The following is a 15043-nucleotide window of genomic DNA, read 5'->3' as shown; positions in this document are numbered from 1 at the left end:
ATAATGGTTTTCGCCAAACGCTTATTCCCTTCTCTCAATTCAAGGAGCTTCAATTCATGAGCCAGACCCGAATTGCCGTGATCGTCGGTAGCCTTCGCAAGGATTCGTACAACCAGAAGCTGGCCGTCGCGCTGGCGCACCTTGCCCCTTCGAACTTCACGTTCGAACATCTGCGCATCGACGATCTGCCTCTGTACAACCAGGACGACGACGGCAACCAGGCGCCTTCGGTGAGGCGGCTCAAGACCGAGATTGCGGCGGCCCAGGGTTTGTTGTTCGTGACGCCCGAATACAACCGCTCGTTCCCCGGCTTGCTGAAGAACGCCATCGACCACGCTTCGCGTCCGTATGGGCAGAGTGCCTGGGCGGGCAAGCCCGCGGCCGTGGTGGGCATTTCGGTGGGCGCCACTGGCACCGCGCTGGCACAGCAGCATCTGCGCAATGTGCTGTCCTACCTGGACGTTCCGACGATGGGTGCACCGGAGATCTTCCTGCAGTTCAAGGATGGCCTGTTCGACGACCGGGGCCACATCGGCAACGAGGGTACGAAGAAATTCCTACTGGGCTGGATGGACAAGTACGTGACCTGGATCCAGCGCCACTCGGCCGCCTGACGGACAACTTGCCATCGGTGCGCCATGACGCGCAAAAGCCGCCCCGAGGGGCGGCTTTCTTTTTTGGACGCAAACCCGGGCTCAGGCAGCCTGGGCCACGTCCCTCTGGTTGGCGGCTTCGGCCGTTGCTGCCAGGATCTCGGCACGTGCCCCAGCCAGCGCAGCGGCCTTGGGTGCGTCACCCATGGCCAGGCCTTCGGCGCGGACGAAGCGCACGTCGGTGATGCCGAAGAAACCGAAGACCACTTTCAGGTAGCTTTCCTGGTGCTCCGCAGCCTGGCCGCCTTCGGTGGTCGAGTAGATGCCGCCGCGGGTGGACGCGACGATCACGGTCTTGCCGCCGGCCAGGCCCACCGGGCCCTTGTCGGTGTACTTGAAGGTGCGGCCGACTTGCGCGAGGCGGTCGATCCAGGCCTTGAGCTGGGTCGGAACCGAAAAGTTGTACAACGGCGCGCCCACGACGATGACGTCGGCGGCGAGGAACTGGTTCACGAGCTTTTCCGAGAGCGCGTTTTCGCGCTGCTGGGCTTCGGTCGGCTGGGCCTGCACGCCGGTCTTGATGCCGAGGGCGTCGGGGCCGAAGTGCGACGGGGCGTCAGCGGCGAGGTCGAGGTACTCGACCGCGGCGTCGGGATGCGCGGTTTTCCATGCCGCCACGATCTCAGCCGTAAGGAGGCGGGAGGTCGAATTGGCACTCAGGATGCTGGAGTCGATGTGGAGCAGCTTCATGGTCAATCACTTTCGTGTGGAGGTCGGCGCTCAAGAGTGGCCGGCGTTGGGGGAATTCTATTTTTGATGCGAGTGATTGATAAGTAGGCAAAATTTGACTTCATTGTTCTATTGGCAGGACAATGAGCTCATGCAAGACCTCAACGACATGGTTTTCTTCGCCGAGGTGGCAGAGCGCGGCGGCTTTGCCGCGGCCAGCCGCGCGCTCGGCATTCCCAAATCGCGCCTCTCCCGCCGCGTGGCGGACCTCGAGGAGCGGCTGGGCGTACAGCTGATGCAGCGCAGCACGCGGCGGCTGTCTCTCACGCCGGCGGGCGAGATCTATCTGCGCCACTCGGCCGCCATGCGCGATGCAGCCCAGGCTGCGGCCGAAGCGGTGGCGCAGGTGCAGACCGAACCCAGCGGCACGGTGCGCTTGAGCTGCCCGATCTCCATCGCCCACAGTGGCCTGGGGCAATTGCTGCCCCGGTTCATCGCGCTTTACCCGGCCGTGCGGGTCGACCTGCGGGTGATGAACAGGCCGGTCGACCTGATCGAGGAGGGCATCGACATCGCCTTGCGCGTGCGTCCGGCCATCGAGGACAGCACGACGCTCGTGGCCAAGGTCCTGGGAACGAGCCACGCGGTGCTGGTGGCCAGGCCGGACTTGCTGGAGCGCCAGGGCCCGGTCAACACGCCGGCCGATCTCGCGCGGCTCCAGACTGCGGCCATGTCGGCCAACAGCGAAGGGCGCAGCGAATGGCGGCTGGAAGGTCCCAAGGGGGAGATTCACGTGCACATGCATACCCCGCGCTACGTGGCGGATGATCTTGCAACGCTGCAACTGGCTGTGCTCGAGGGCGTGGGTGCGACCTTCCTGCCTGGCTACATGTGCCGCGATGACGTGGAAGCCGGCCGGCTCGCGAGGGTGTTGCCCGGCTGGGGGCCGGCGCCGGTCATTGCGCACATGGTGTTTCCGGCGCGTCGAGCGCTGGTGCCCGCGGTTCGCCGGCTGATCGATTTCCTGGCTGAACACCTGCAGGGGAGCGAGTCGGGCATGTACTAGCGTGGGTGGGGCGCTCCTTATGCGGAAAACGCCATAACCAAACAAGTAGATATTCGTTTGGCATTGAAGCGGCCCTTCGCACAATCCCGGGTCCCCACTTATTCAAGGAGCGACCATGGCGACCCTGCGACTCGGCGACACTGCCCCCAATTTCACCCAGGATTCGAGCGAAGGCCCTCTCGACTTCTACCAATGGGGCGGCGATTCATGGGTGGTGTTCTTCTCGCACCCGGCCGACTTCACGCCCGTGTGCACCACCGAACTCGGCAAGACCGCGGCGCTGTCGGGCGAGTTCGCCAAGCGCGGCGTGAAGCCCATCGCGCTGAGCGTCGACCCGGCCACCAAGCACAAGGAATGGATCGGCGACATCAACGAGACCCAGAACACCACCGTGAACTTCCCGATCATCGCGGACCACGACCGCAAGGTGGCCGACCTGTACGACCTGATCCATCCGAACGCCTCGGCCACGGCCACGGTGCGCAGCGTGTTCATCATCGATCCGAAGAAGGTGATCCGCACGACCATCACCTACCCGGCATCCACCGGCCGCAACTTCGACGAAATCCTGCGCGTGATCGATTCGCTGCAGCTCACCGACAGCCACAAGGTCGCCACGCCGGTGAACTGGAAGGACGGCGACGACGTGGTCATCATCCCGAGCATCCAGGACCCGGCCGAACTCGCCGAGCGCTTTCCCAAGGGCTTCAAGGCCGTGAAGCCTTATCTGCGCATCACGCCGCAGCCCAACAAGTAGGCGGGCGGGGCAACATCGCCATGCAGACCTCCGTGATCATCGTGCCCGGCTGGCGCGACTCTGGGCCCGGCCACTGGCAGAGCCTGTGGGAGCAGCGCATTCCGGGCGCGGCGCGGGTGGTGCAGGACGACTGGGCTTCGCCCAAGCGCGAGGCCTGGGTGACCACGCTGGCCCGGCTGGTGCTCGAGAGCCCCGGCCCCGTGGTGATTGCCGCGCACAGCTTGGGCTGCATCGCCACGGCACACCTGCCGGCGGAGGCCGCCGCGCGCATCCGCGGGGCGCTGCTGGTGGCGCCGGCCGACCCCGAGCGCCGCGCCGTGCTGTCCGATTTCGCGCCGGTGCCGTATGCGGCCTTGCCCTACCGCAGCATCGTGGTGGCGAGCAGCAACGATCCGTATTGCCCGATTCGCCTGGCCGGCGCATATTCCCGCGCCTGGGGCAGTGAGTTTGTCCGCATGCAGAATGCGGGCCATATCAACATCGATTCGGGACATGGAGACTGGCCGCTCGGCCTGGCCCTGCTCCAGTCGTTGACCGACGAGCCCGCCGCCTGGCCGGCGGGCCGTGAATTTTCAGCAACCTTGGCAACCTCATGACTTCCAGACTCAAGACCTTCGTCGCCGTGCTCGCGTTGGCGTCTTCCGCATTCGCAGGCAGCAGCGCCTTCGCACAGGGCAGCACGCTGCTGAACGCCTCGTACGACGTGGCGCGCGAGTTCTACAAGGACTACAACGCGGCGTTCGTGGCCCACTACAAGAAGACCACCGGCAAGGACGTGAAGATCGACCAGTCGCATGGCGGCTCCAGCGCCCAGGCGCGCGCGGTGGCCGACGGCCTCGATGCCGACGTGGTGACCATGAACACCTCCACCGACATCGACTTTCTGGCCAACACCGGCGTGGTCGCGAAGGACTGGAACAAGCAATTCCCCGAGAACGCATCGCCGACCACCTCGACCATGCTGTTCCTGGTGCGCAACGGCAACCCGAAGGGCATCAAGGACTGGGAAGACCTGGTCAAGCCCGGCGTGCAGGTCGTGATCGTCAACCCCAAGACCGGCGGCAACGGGCGCTACGCCTACCTTGCGGCCTGGGGATACGTCAAGAAGAAGGGCGGCACCGACGCCCAGGCGGCCGAGTTCGTCGGCAAGCTGTTCAAGAACGTGCCGGTGCTGGCGCGCGGCGGCCGCGACGCGACCACCGCCTTCCTGCAACGCAACATCGGCGACGCGCTGATCACCTTCGAATCCGAAGTGGTGTCGATCGACCGCGAGTTCGGCTCGGGCAAGGTGGATTCGGTCTATCCGTCGATCAGCATCGTGGCCGAAAACCCGGTGGCCGTGGTCGAGCGTACGACCAAGAAGAAGGGCACCAGCGAACTCGCCAAGGCCTATCTCGACTGGCTCTATTCCGAAGAAGCGCAGGAAATCGCCGCCAAGCATGCGCTGCGCCCGCGCTCTTCGGCCGTGCTGAAGAAGTACGCCGCCACGTTCAAGCCGCTGCAGCTCTTCACGGTGCAGGAACTCTTTGGCAGCCTCGGCGATGCGCAAAAAGTGCACTTCAACGACGGCGGCCAGTTCGACAAGCTCTACACGCCTGGCGCAAAGTAAATGAGCGGCGCTGTTTCTTCGGCGCTCCCGTCAGCGGGAGCGCCGCTTTCGCATGTGAACCGGGCAGCAGGCTCCAGGCGGGTGCTGCCGGGCTTTCACATCACGCTCGGCTTTTCGATTTTTTACCTCTGCCTGATCGTGCTGATTCCGCTGTCGGCACTGGTCTTCAAGACCTTCACGCTGAGCTGGGAGCAGTTCTGGGCGGCCGTGACCGCACCGCGCGTGATGGCCTCGTACCGGCTGACATTCGGCGCCTCGCTGATCGCGGCATTGGTGAACGCGGTGTTCGGCCTGCTCGTGGCCTGGGTGCTGGTGCGCTACAAGTTTCCGGGCAAGCGCATCGTCGATGCGCTGGTCGACTTGCCATTCGCGTTGCCCACCGCGGTCGCCGGCATCTCGCTGACCGCACTGCTGGCGGGCAACGGCTGGATTGGGCAGCTGCTCGAGCCGCACGGCATCAAGCTGGCGTTCACGCCGGCGGGCATCGTGATTGCGCTGATCTTCATCGGGCTGCCTTTCGTGGTGCGCACGGTGCAGCCGGTGCTCGAAGACGCAGAAAAAGAGCTTGAAGAAGCCGCCACCTCGCTCGGTGCAACGCGCCTTCAGACCTTCACGAAAGTGATCTTCCCGTCGATCGCGCCCGCACTGCTCACGGGCTTTGCGATGGCTTTCGCCCGGGCCATCGGCGAGTACGGCTCGGTGATCTTCATTGCCGGCAACATGCCGATGATTTCGGAGATCACGCCGCTCATCATCATCGGCAAGCTCGAGCAATACGACTTCGCCGGCGCAACGGCGGTGGCGCTCGTGATGCTGGTGATTTCGTTTGTGCTGTTGCTCGTCATCAACGGCCTGCAAGCCTGGCAGCGCCGCCGCGCGGGAGCCTGACATGAGTGCCCCTTCCAAGATCATTCGCCGCGCGCAGGCCGGCACCACCGAATCGTCCTGGGTGCGATGGCTTCTGATCGGCCTTGCGCTCGCGTTCATGTTCCTGTTTCTGGTGCTGCCTCTCGCGGCAGTGGCGACCGAGGCCTTGCGCAAGGGCGTCGGCGCCTACCTCGAAGCGCTGAAGGAGCCCGACGCCTGGAGCGCGATTCGCCTCACGCTGATCACGGCTGCCATCGCGGTGCCGCTGAACCTCGTGTTCGGCGTGGCCGCGGCCTGGGCCATCGCCAAGTTCGAGTTCCGCGGCAAGGCCTTCCTGACCACGCTGGTCGACCTGCCGTTCGCGGTGTCGCCAGTGGTGGCGGGCCTGATCTACGTGCTGGTGTTCGGTGCGCAGGGCTGGTTCGGCCCGTGGCTTGCCGCGCACGACATCAAGATCATCTTCGCCGTGCCCGGCATCGTGCTCGCGACCGTATTCGTCACCTTTCCGTTCATCGCGCGCGAGCTCGTGCCGCTGATGCAAGCGCAGGGCACTGACGAAGAGCAGGCTGCCATCGTGCTGGGCGCGACCGGCTGGCAGACCTTCTGGCGCGTGACGCTGCCCAACATCAAGTGGGGGCTGCTGTACGGCGTGATTCTTTGCAACGCACGCGCCATGGGCGAGTTCGGCGCGGTGTCGGTGGTGTCGGGCCACATCCGCGGGCAGACCAACACCATGCCGCTGCACGTGGAAGTGCTCTACAACGAATACCAGTCGGTGGCGGCGTTTGCCGTGGCCTCGCTGCTCGCCATCCTGGCCCTGGTCACGCTGGTGATCAAGTCGGTCATCGAGTGGCGCCACGAACGCGAAATGAAGGCGATTGCCGATCTGCCGCCGGAACGTCCGCCCGAGCCCACGGCGGCCTGAGAGAGAAAGAACAAGACCATGAGTATCGAAATCCGCAACATCAGCAAGCAGTTCGGTGACTTCCGGGCACTGAACAACGTGAACCTCGACGTCGAGTCGGGCGAGCTCGTCGCGCTGCTCGGCCCTTCGGGCTGCGGCAAGACCACGCTGCTGCGCATCATCGCGGGGCTGGAAACGGCCGACACCGGCAGCATTCTTTTCTCGGGCGAGGACACCACCGACGTGCACGTGCGCGAACGCCAGGTGGGCTTCGTGTTCCAGCACTACGCGCTGTTCCGCCACATGACGGTGTTCGAGAACGTGGCCTTCGGCCTGCGCGTGAAGCCGCGCAAGGAGCGCCCGAGCGACGCGCAGATCAAGCAGAAGGTGACCGACCTGCTCAAGCTGGTGCAGCTCGACTGGCTGGCCGACCGCTACCCTTCGCAGCTCTCCGGCGGCCAGCGGCAGCGCATCGCTTTGGCGCGCGCGCTGGCGGTGGAGCCCAAGGTGCTGCTGCTCGACGAGCCCTTCGGCGCGCTCGACGCCAAAGTGCGCAAGGAGTTGCGCCGCTGGCTGCGCCGGCTGCACGACGAACTGCATGTCACCTCCATCTTCGTCACGCACGACCAGGAAGAGGCGCTCGAGGTGGCCGACCGTGTGGTGGTCATCAACAAGGGCCGCATCGAGCAGGTCGGTTCCCCGCAAGAGGTGTGGGACCAGCCCGCAAGCCCCTTCGTCTATGGCTTTTTGGGCGACGTGAACCTGTTCCATGGCCGGGCCGACAACGGCGCGGTGCAACTCGACGGCATGCGCCTCGATTCGCCGGAACACAGCGGTGCGCGCGACGCCAAGGCCATGGCCTATGTGCGCCCGCACGATCTCACCGTCGAGCGCTACACCGCCGGCGCAACCGGCATCGTCGCCACCTTGTCGCGGGCCATCGTGGTCGGCCCGATCGCGCGGCTGGAACTTGAGCCCACCGAAACGAATCCAGATAATCCGGGCTCCGGAACCATCATCGAGGCGCAACTCCCTGCGCAACAGTTCCGGGAACTGGGCTTGCAAGAGGGCGACACCGTCGTCGCCACACCGCGCAAGGCCAGGGTGTTCGTAGAAGAAGATTGGGTTTCCCCTTGATCGATTGGTATTTCGGCGCGCCGCGCCGCGCCTACGGGCTGATCTGCCTTGCCTGCGTTCTCATGCTGGCCTTCGGGCTCTATTTGCAGCATGTGGTGGGCCTGGAGCCTTGCCCCATGTGCATCGTGCAGCGCTATGCGCTGGTGCTGGTGGCGCTCTTCACCGGCCTGGCCGGCGTGTTCCGCAGCCGCGGCCTGCAGGCCACGGGCGGTGTGCTGGCACTGGCTGCGGCCATCGGCGGCGCCTACACGGCAGCGTCGCAAAGCTGGCTCCAGTGGAATCCGCCCGAAGTCGTCTCGTGCGGACGCGACCTGTACGGGATGATCGAGACCTTTCCACTCAAGCGGGCGCTGCCGATGATCTTCCGCGGCGGTGGCGACTGTTCGAAGGTCGACTGGTCGCTGTTCGGCCTGACGCTGGCGAACTGGTCGTTCATTGCCTTCGTCGTTCTCGCAGTCTTGCTGCTGGTGCTGCTTCTTCGCCGGCGCCCGGTGCGCTGAGCAGGCGACGTCGAGCGGCGGCTCTCCACCAGCGGATGGAGAGCCCCGAACAATGGCTACAGCGGCAGGGTGTCGAAAGCCGCGTAGCCGGTCGCCAGCCATGACTTCACGCGCTGGCGCTCCAGGAGGCCGAGTGCATGGGGCCCTTCACGGTCGTTCACGGCCTTCCAGAAACTCGTGTTCTGTGCATCGATCTTGCGCATGCTCGCGTCGTGCAGTCGCGGCAGGGTGATCACCCGAGCGCCGTTCGCCGTCGCCTTGGAGAGCGACTGCGACGCCAGCAGCATGCCGAAGTCGCTGCCGCGGCCGTAGTTCTGAACCACGATGTAGTTGGGCCGGTTGCCGAAGGTGTCGATCAACGCGCCGAGCAGGTCGGTGGAGTCCTTGCCATCGTCCAGCACATGCCAGAAGTTGACGGCCACGCCCAGTTCGCCGAACACGTCGAACAGATCGGATTCCTTGATCCAGCGCGACAGCGGCGCCAGCGTCTGGGCGGCGAGGTCGACGATGACGCTTTGCTGCGGATTGGTTTCGAAGCCGTTCACCACGGTGTCGAGCCCCTCGAAGCTGTCGACCACGATGGGCGACGCAAAGCCTTCGTAGAAACGCGTGAACGAGCTGTGCGAACGGTCGGTGTCGAAGCCGATGAAAGGCTTGCTGTGGTCGATGAAGTACTGCGCCAGCACGCGCGCGGTGACCGACTTGCCGACCCCGCCTTTTTCGCCGCCGATGAAATTGATGGAGCTCATGAGTTGCTGCTGCCTCGAATGGGTTGAGGAGTGAAGGGCTGATTCATTCTAGGGGCCGCGTTTTCGATTTCTATTTGCCGCGCCTCGCCATGCCTTGCAGCAAGGGATGTGCCTGCAAGCGTTGCTGCAGCCTTTTTTTCCATGCGGCGGGCAGTGTCGATGCCTCGATCATCGGCGGCCACTGGCTGCGCGCGAGCCGCGCCGTGTCGGCAATGACGCGCCGGACCAGCGGCTCGTGCAGCCCCGCCGAGAAGCAGAGGGCGCGCACGCTGGCCGGCGTGAAGAAGGCCGTGCGCCTGGGGGCGGCGATGCCGGGCGCTGCGGGCAGCAGAGGGAGGGCGTGGCCGTCGACGCCTTGGAGCGCGGCATACGCCACGATGTCGTAGGCCGGCGCCAGCCGCGGTGCGATGCCGTCCGGATAGAGCACGCCGAAATTCTTCAGGTGCGCGTCGGGATTGCCGAGCAGGTCGTTCACCGCAAGGCGCCGCACGAGTTCGAGCACGGCTTCTTCGCCCAGCGACGGGAAGGCCTGCATCGCAAGCGCCATGTCGAGATAGCTGGCGCTGTACTTGTGCATCGGGTCGACCGCGAGCACCTGCGCAAAATCCTCGAAATGAATGCGGCGTGCGCCTTCGCGGTCGAAACGCGTGACGGCCAGAAACTCGGGCTCGTCGGGCAGCGCATAGCTGTGTTCGGCCGCGATGGCCGAGAGCGGTGCCAGCTCCGCATGGCAGACCTCGACACCGGCCGCGCCGGCCAACCGGAGCGACAGCATTTCCAGTTGCGGCATGTGGGGGCGTCCGGCCACGGGCAGCTTGGCGATCACGCGCGTGCTCGCGCCGGCGCGGGTGCGCGCCACGTAGCGGCCGCCCTGGCGGCGCAGGCCGAGCTTGGGTTGCACGCCCGACACCGAGATGCCTTGCGGCATGGGCAGTTCGACCACCGACATCTCGAGCGCGTCCTGGTCCTGCGTGATGAGCCGCTGCAGCGTTGGGCGGTCTACCGCCACCGGCCTGGCACTCACCGCGCCGGGCAGGTCGCCGCCGCAGGCCGCGAGGAGCTCGAAGTGGTCGTTTTCGCGGCAGCCGCGCAGCTGTGCGATGTGGCTGCGCAACACGCCTTCGGGCAATAGGTTCTGAAAGAAGCGCGGCAGCTGGCCGCCCTGCGCATTGAACAACGGGTTCTTCACGTCGGCCCAGAGCGCCGACTGCGCGGCCGGGTCGCTCGCCACCATTGACAGCGAAAGCACCTCCTCCGGCGGCGCGGCGACCAGCTCCGGCTCGGCCACGAAGCGGCACAGGTCGGCGTACTGGAAGAGCTTGCCGAAGCGCCGCGTGCCGAGCGAGACCTCGAGGATCTTGACGTTCATGGCGAGCGGCGCTTGTTGACGTAGGGCGGGGAGGGCGCCTGCGCGACGGCATGGCCCACGCGGGTGGCGACGGGGCGGTAGTCGGGATCGCTGCCCGCGCTTTGGCCGAAGCCCTTGGGCGCCAGCTGCAGTTCCAGCCCGAGCGCATCGACCAGTGCCAGCAGCGAAGACAGCTGCGGGTTGCCCTTCAGGCTCAGCGCATTGCGCACCGAGCGCTCGGTCAGTCCGGAGCGCTGCGCAATTTCAGCATGGGTGATGCCCGTGGCATCACGCCGGGCTGCGAGGGCGGTGATGAGTTCCTGCTTGGTCACGGAAAGATATTACCGTAAAGCTCATTTCAGGAAATATATTTCCTTGAGTGGCCTTGCTTCTACCTGGGCACGAGCGTGAAGAAGGGCATGACCACGCCCATGACCCAGTTCTGCCCGAAATCGAGGGCGGCCCGTCGGTATTTCTCGTCCGCCTGGGCGGCCAGCAGGTCGAGCCGTGCCACCACCTTGGACAACTCGCGGTCGGCCACGAGGTTGCGGCCGCGCTCGCTGATCTCGGTGGCCAGCAGCAGGGGCTGGCCGTCGGGGCCGGTCTTGGACGAGATCAGCCAGAGCGATATCTCGAAATTGCGCGCCGCACGGTAGCTGTTCTCGGCATTGACACCGTCGAGCAAGGTCTGGTCCCAGGTGTCGCCGTTGGCCTGCTTGAGCATCGAGGCCCAGCCGACGACCAGCGCCGCGACCCGGTCTCCCTGGTAACCCTGGGGCCCGGTGTCGAACGCCAGCCGGATCGCATCGATGCCAGTGGCGCCGCGCAGTTCGGGCAGGGCGGGCCCGGTGAGCACCGCGTCCCAGGCGCGCTGGGCGGCGGCCTCGATACTGGCTGCGGATTTGCGCCACTCGCGCGGGTTGCGCCGGTACAGCGTGGTTTGCACACGCCGGATCGATTGCAGGTTGTCCCGCAAGGAAAGGTTGGCAATGCGGTTGGCGCTGGATTGCAGCCATTCCTGATTGGCATAGGGTTCGGCGCGTTCGGTGGAACGTACGGCCGCACAGCCGCCAAGACCCAGCAAGGCGGCTGCGCCAGCCAGCAGGCAGCCGCGACGCGCGGCGAAGGGTGATGAAACCAGGGAATCGCTCATGCCCTGACGTTATCATCCACGGCTGGGGCGGCGGCCTGCTTCGAGCGGCAGGCCCGTGCAATTTTCCTTACAAATCAATACCTTGGCGCTACGTCAAGGCAGGCCGACAAGTCGTGCGTCTTAATTCCATCAAGCTTTCGGGCTTCAAGTCGTTCGCCGAACCCACCAACTTCCTGCTGCCAGGCCAATTGGTCGGCGTTGTCGGGCCCAACGGTTGCGGCAAGTCGAACATCATGGATGCGGTGCGCTGGGTGCTGGGCGAGTCGCGTGCGTCGGAGCTGCGCGGCGAGTCAATGCAGGACGTGATCTTCAACGGCACGACCACGCGCAAGCAGGCCAGCCGTTCGAGCGTGGAACTGGTGTTCGACAACGCCGACCATCGCGCGGGCGGGCAGTGGAACCAGTTCGGTGAAATTGCGGTGCGGCGCGTGCTCACGCGCGACGGTACCAGCAGCTACTACATCAACAACCAGCCGGTGCGCCGCCGCGACGTGCAGGACGTGTTCCTGGGCACTGGCCTCGGCCCGCGTGCCTACGCCATCATCGGGCAGGGGACGATCAGCCGGATCATCGAATCCAAGCCCGAGGAACTGCGCCTGTTCCTCGAAGAGGCGGCGGGTGTCTCCAAGTACAAGGAGCGCCGACGCGAAACCGAAAGCCGCCTGGGCGACACGCGCGAGAACCTCACGCGCGTCGAAGACATTCTTCGTGAACTGAACGCCAATCTCGAAAAGCTCGAGAAGCAGGCCGAGGTGGCCGCGCGCTACAACATGCTGCAGGGCGATGCCACGAAGAAGCAGCACCAGCTGTGGTTCCTCAAGCGCAGCGAAAGCGACGCCGACCAGGCCAAGATCAAGGCCGAGTCGGAAAAGGCGATCAACGACCTGGAATCGCGCACCGCCGACCTGCGCCGCATCGAGGCCGAGCTCGAAACCGTGCGCCAGGCCCACTACGCGGCTGGCGACCAGGTCAATCAGGCCCAAGGCAAGCTCTACGAGGCCAGCGCCGAAGTCGGTCGCCTCGAAGGCGAGATCCGCTTCGTGGTCGAAGGGCGCCAGCGCGTGGAGCAGCGGCTCGTCCAGTTGCGCGAGCAGATGGGCCAGTGGGGCCGCCGCCGCGAAGAGGCCGAGGCAGAAATCGAAACCCTGGCCGGCCAGGGCGTCGATGCCGAAGAGCAGGCCGTGCTGCTGGCCGCCCAGCTCGAAGAACACGACGCGCGCATGCCCGAGCTCGAGGAAGCCGTGCAGCGGGCCCAGAACGAAGCCAACACGCAGCGCGCCGCCGTCGGGCAGGTCCAGCAGCAGATCCAGGTGCTGGCCGCCGACCAGCGCAACATCGAAGACCAGAGCCGGCAGCTCACGCAGCGCAGCGAACGCCTGCGTGCCGACCAGAACGCGCTGGCCGCGCCCGACGAAGCCCGCCTGCAGTCCATGCAGGAGGAGCACGCGGCCGCACAGGAAGCCGCGAGCGAGGCCGACGCCCGCCTGCACGAACTGCAGGAATCGGTGCCGCAGCTCGACGACGACCGCCGCGCGAAGCAGCAGGCCGTCAACACCGAAGGTGCGCGCCATGCCGAGCTCTCGGCACGGCTCGAGGCGCTGCGTGCGCTGCAGGAAAAGGTCAAGACCGACGGCAAGCTGGCGCCCTGGCTTGCCAAGCACGGGCTCGAAGGCATGCAGGGCCTGTGGAGCCGCATCCACATCGAGCAAGGCTGGGAAAACGCGCTCGAAGCGGCGCTGCGCGAGCGCCTGGGCGCGCTCGAAGTCAGCCGGCTGGACATGGTGCGCGCCTTCGGCAACGACGCACCGCCCGCCAAGCTGGCGTTCTACAGCCCGCCGGCGGCTGGCGTATCGCAAGACGGCGGCACGCTGCCCCGCCTGTCGAGCCTGCTGCGCCTGAACGACGCGGGCCTGCAGGCCCTGATGACCGATTGGCTCCACGGCTGCTACACGGCCCAGAGCTTCGAAGAGGCGCTTGCGCAGCGCGCGACGCTGAAGCCGGGCGAAGTCATCTACGTGCAGAGCGGCCACGCCGTGTTCTCGCACAGCGTGAACTTCTATGCCCCCGATTCCGAACAGGCCGGCCTGCTGGCACGCCAGCAGGAAATGGAAAACCTCGAGCGCCAGCTGCGCGCGCAGACGCTCATCAGCGAAGAAGCGCGCGCGGCCCTGGTTCGTGCCGAAGCCGCCTATGCCGAGTCCGCGCAGCGCCTCGTGGCCGCGCGCCGTGAAGCGGCAGAAACGCAATCCCGCGCGCATGAACTGCAGGTGGAAACGCTGCGCATGACGCAGCTGGCCGAACAGACGCGCGCGCGCAGCGAGCAACTGGCCACCGACCTTGCCGAAGTCGACGCGCAATTGGAAGAGCTGCAGGAAAAGCGCGTGGCCGCCGAAGGCCGCTTCGAAGAGCTCGACATGCAGCTTGCCGACAGCCAGGAACGCCATGCGGAACTCGACGAGCGCGTGATCGAAGCCGGCCGCGCGTTGACCGCCAGCCGCGAGCAGCACCGCAGCCTCGAACGGCAGGCGCAGGAAGCCACCTTCTCGCAGCGCACGCTGGAAGCGCGCCGCGGCGAGCTGAACCGCGCGATCGAAACCGCATCGCAGCAGGTGGTAGCCCTCACTGACGAAGACGAGCGCGCCAGGGCCGAGCTCGGCCGTCTGTCCGATGCGGCCGCCCAGGCCGGGCTGCAGGATGCGTTGGCCCTGAAGCTCGAGCGCGAAGCCGCCCTGGGTGCCGCGCGCAGCCAGTACGACGACCTCACGATGAAGCTGCGTGCCAGCGACGAACGCCGGCTGCAGCTTGAGCGCGAACTCGATCCGCTGCGCCAGCGCATCACCGAATTCCAGCTCAAGGAACAGGCGGCGCGCCTCGGTGTCGAGCAGTACCAGCAGTTGCTGGGCGATGCCGGCGCCGACCTCGAAGCCGTTGCGCTGTCGATCGAGACCGACAAGGTTCGCCTCGTGGGCCTGCAAGGCGAGATCGACCGCCTGAACCGCGAAGTGGTGGCATTGGGCGCGGTGAACCTGGCGGCGCTCGACGAGCTTGCCGTGGCCAGCGAGCGCAAGACCTTTCTCGATGCGCAGTCCGCCGACCTGAACGAAGCCATTGGCACGCTCGAAGACGCCATCCGCAAGATCGATGGCGAAACGCGCGAGCTTCTCGGCGGTACCTTCAAGATCGTCAACGAGCACTTCAGCCGCATGTTCCCGGAGCTGTTCGGCGGCGGCAATGCGCGGCTGGTGATGACGGGCGACGAAATCCTCGATGCCGGCGTGCAGGTGCTGGCGCAGCCTCCCGGCAAGAAGAACCAGACCATCCACCTGCTCTCGGGCGGGGAGAAAGCGCTCACGGCCATCGCGCTGGTGTTCGCGATCTTCCAGCTCAACCCGGCGCCTTTCTGCCTGCTCGACGAAGTGGACGCGCCGCTGGACGACGCGAACACCGAACGCTATGCCAAACTCGTGACCGCCATGAGCCGCGAAACCCAGTTCCTCTTCATCAGCCACAACAAGATCGCCATGGAAATGGCCGAGCAGCTGATCGGCGTCACCATGCAGGAGCAGGGTGTCTCGCGCATCGTCGCGGTCGACATGGAAGCGGCCGCTTCCATGGTCGAAGCTGCTTGAGC

At 65.9% G+C, this 15043-nt stretch carries 15 protein-coding genes; 10 read left to right on the top strand and 5 right to left on the bottom strand.

From position 1 onward, the window contains the following. The first annotated feature begins 56 nt into the window (after window positions 1-56). Window positions 57-614 (top strand): NADPH-dependent FMN reductase, encoded by a 558-nt coding sequence (locus ACAM55_RS12060; RefSeq protein WP_369656216.1) that lies wholly within the window; start codon window positions 57-59, stop codon window positions 612-614. A gap of 81 nt (window positions 615-695) precedes the next feature. Here ACAM55_RS12060 and ACAM55_RS12055 read toward each other — a convergent pair whose 3' ends face one another. Next, window positions 696-1343: an FMN-dependent NADH-azoreductase gene (locus ACAM55_RS12055; RefSeq protein ID WP_369656215.1), complete on the bottom strand. Its 648-nt coding sequence runs from the start codon at window positions 1341-1343 to the stop codon at window positions 696-698. A gap of 130 nt (window positions 1344-1473) precedes the next feature. Here ACAM55_RS12055 and ACAM55_RS12050 point away from each other — a divergent pair, with 130 nt between their 5' ends. From ACAM55_RS12050 to ACAM55_RS12015, 8 genes are all read left to right on the top strand, one after another. Further along, window positions 1474-2388, top strand: coding sequence for a LysR family transcriptional regulator (locus ACAM55_RS12050; RefSeq protein WP_369656214.1), 915 nt, complete (start codon window positions 1474-1476; stop codon window positions 2386-2388). 115 nt (window positions 2389-2503) lie between these two features. Further along, window positions 2504-3145, top strand: a complete 642-nt coding sequence (locus ACAM55_RS12045) for a peroxiredoxin (RefSeq protein ID WP_369656213.1) — start codon at window positions 2504-2506, stop codon at window positions 3143-3145. 20 nt (window positions 3146-3165) lie between these two features. Beyond that, window positions 3166-3741 (top strand): RBBP9/YdeN family alpha/beta hydrolase, encoded by a 576-nt coding sequence (locus tag ACAM55_RS12040; RefSeq protein ID WP_369656212.1) that lies wholly within the window; start codon window positions 3166-3168, stop codon window positions 3739-3741. After that, window positions 3738-4754, top strand: a complete 1017-nt coding sequence (locus tag ACAM55_RS12035) for a sulfate ABC transporter substrate-binding protein (RefSeq protein WP_369656211.1) — start codon at window positions 3738-3740, stop codon at window positions 4752-4754. Before ACAM55_RS12040 ends, ACAM55_RS12035 begins: the two co-directional genes overlap by 4 nt. Beyond that, window positions 4755-5642: a sulfate ABC transporter permease subunit CysT gene (gene cysT / locus ACAM55_RS12030; protein ID WP_369656210.1), complete on the top strand. Its 888-nt coding sequence runs from the start codon at window positions 4755-4757 to the stop codon at window positions 5640-5642. Between the two features lies 1 nt (window position 5643). After that, window positions 5644-6546 carry a sulfate ABC transporter permease subunit CysW gene (gene cysW / locus ACAM55_RS12025; protein WP_369656209.1) on the top strand — a complete coding sequence of 301 codons (903 nt, stop codon included), beginning with the start codon at window positions 5644-5646 and terminating at the stop codon, window positions 6544-6546. An 18-nt stretch (window positions 6547-6564) separates the two neighbouring features. After that, on the top strand, window positions 6565-7662 hold the full coding sequence (locus tag ACAM55_RS12020; RefSeq protein WP_055806422.1) for a sulfate/molybdate ABC transporter ATP-binding protein: 1098 nt from the start codon (window positions 6565-6567) through the stop codon (window positions 7660-7662). Further along, window positions 7659-8162: a disulfide bond formation protein B gene (locus tag ACAM55_RS12015; protein WP_369656208.1), complete on the top strand. Its 504-nt coding sequence runs from the start codon at window positions 7659-7661 to the stop codon at window positions 8160-8162. Before ACAM55_RS12020 ends, ACAM55_RS12015 begins: the two co-directional genes overlap by 4 nt. Before the next feature lie 56 nt (window positions 8163-8218). Here ACAM55_RS12015 and ACAM55_RS12010 read toward each other — a convergent pair whose 3' ends face one another. From ACAM55_RS12010 to ACAM55_RS11995, 4 genes are all read right to left on the bottom strand, one after another. Further along, window positions 8219-8911: a mobilization protein gene (locus tag ACAM55_RS12010; protein WP_369656207.1), complete on the bottom strand. Its 693-nt coding sequence runs from the start codon at window positions 8909-8911 to the stop codon at window positions 8219-8221. A 70-nt stretch (window positions 8912-8981) separates the two neighbouring features. Next, a complete protein-coding gene (locus ACAM55_RS12005; protein WP_369656206.1) occupies window positions 8982-10280 on the bottom strand; it encodes a type II toxin-antitoxin system HipA family toxin in 1299 nt (432 codons plus the stop codon). Continuing rightward, window positions 10277-10591 carry a helix-turn-helix domain-containing protein gene (locus ACAM55_RS12000; RefSeq protein ID WP_369656205.1) on the bottom strand — a complete coding sequence of 105 codons (315 nt, stop codon included), beginning with the start codon at window positions 10589-10591 and terminating at the stop codon, window positions 10277-10279. Before ACAM55_RS12000 ends, ACAM55_RS12005 begins: the two co-directional genes overlap by 4 nt. A 59-nt stretch (window positions 10592-10650) precedes the next feature. Further along, window positions 10651-11412: a hypothetical protein gene (locus tag ACAM55_RS11995; protein WP_369656204.1), complete on the bottom strand. Its 762-nt coding sequence runs from the start codon at window positions 11410-11412 to the stop codon at window positions 10651-10653. Between the two features lie 113 nt (window positions 11413-11525). On the opposite strand from ACAM55_RS11995, the gene smc reads away from it, so the two are divergent. After that, the gene (gene smc, locus ACAM55_RS11990; protein WP_369656203.1) at window positions 11526-15041 is read left to right on the top strand and encodes a chromosome segregation protein SMC; all 3516 of its coding nucleotides are present in this window, start codon (window positions 11526-11528) and stop codon (window positions 15039-15041) included. Window positions 15042-15043: the final 2 nt, after the last annotated feature.

Origin of the sequence: Variovorax sp. V213 (assembly GCF_041154455.1) — a bacterium.
Classification (GTDB): Bacteria; Pseudomonadota; Gammaproteobacteria; order Burkholderiales; family Burkholderiaceae_C; genus Variovorax.
This window is presented reverse-complemented; position numbering and strand designations above follow the sequence as displayed.

Coding starts and splice junctions, on each gene's coding strand:
- cysW (WP_369656209.1), top strand. CDS start 5,644: ATGAGTGCCCCTTCCAAGATCATTCGCCGCGCGCAGGCCGGCACCACC.
- ACAM55_RS12020 (WP_055806422.1), top strand. CDS start 6,565: ATGAGTATCGAAATCCGCAACATCAGCAAGCAGTTCGGTGACTTCCGG.
- cysT (WP_369656210.1), top strand. CDS start 4,755: ATGAGCGGCGCTGTTTCTTCGGCGCTCCCGTCAGCGGGAGCGCCGCTT.
- ACAM55_RS12035 (WP_369656211.1), top strand. CDS start 3,738: ATGACTTCCAGACTCAAGACCTTCGTCGCCGTGCTCGCGTTGGCGTCT.
- ACAM55_RS12050 (WP_369656214.1), top strand. CDS start 1,474: ATGCAAGACCTCAACGACATGGTTTTCTTCGCCGAGGTGGCAGAGCGC.
- ACAM55_RS12045 (WP_369656213.1), top strand. CDS start 2,504: ATGGCGACCCTGCGACTCGGCGACACTGCCCCCAATTTCACCCAGGAT.
- ACAM55_RS12010 (WP_369656207.1), bottom strand. CDS start 8,911: ATGAGCTCCATCAATTTCATCGGCGGCGAAAAAGGCGGGGTCGGCAAG.
- ACAM55_RS12040 (WP_369656212.1), top strand. CDS start 3,166: ATGCAGACCTCCGTGATCATCGTGCCCGGCTGGCGCGACTCTGGGCCC.
- ACAM55_RS11995 (WP_369656204.1), bottom strand. CDS start 11,412: ATGAGCGATTCCCTGGTTTCATCACCCTTCGCCGCGCGTCGCGGCTGC.
- ACAM55_RS12005 (WP_369656206.1), bottom strand. CDS start 10,280: ATGAACGTCAAGATCCTCGAGGTCTCGCTCGGCACGCGGCGCTTCGGC.
- ACAM55_RS12060 (WP_369656216.1), top strand. CDS start 57: ATGAGCCAGACCCGAATTGCCGTGATCGTCGGTAGCCTTCGCAAGGAT.
- ACAM55_RS12055 (WP_369656215.1), bottom strand. CDS start 1,343: ATGAAGCTGCTCCACATCGACTCCAGCATCCTGAGTGCCAATTCGACC.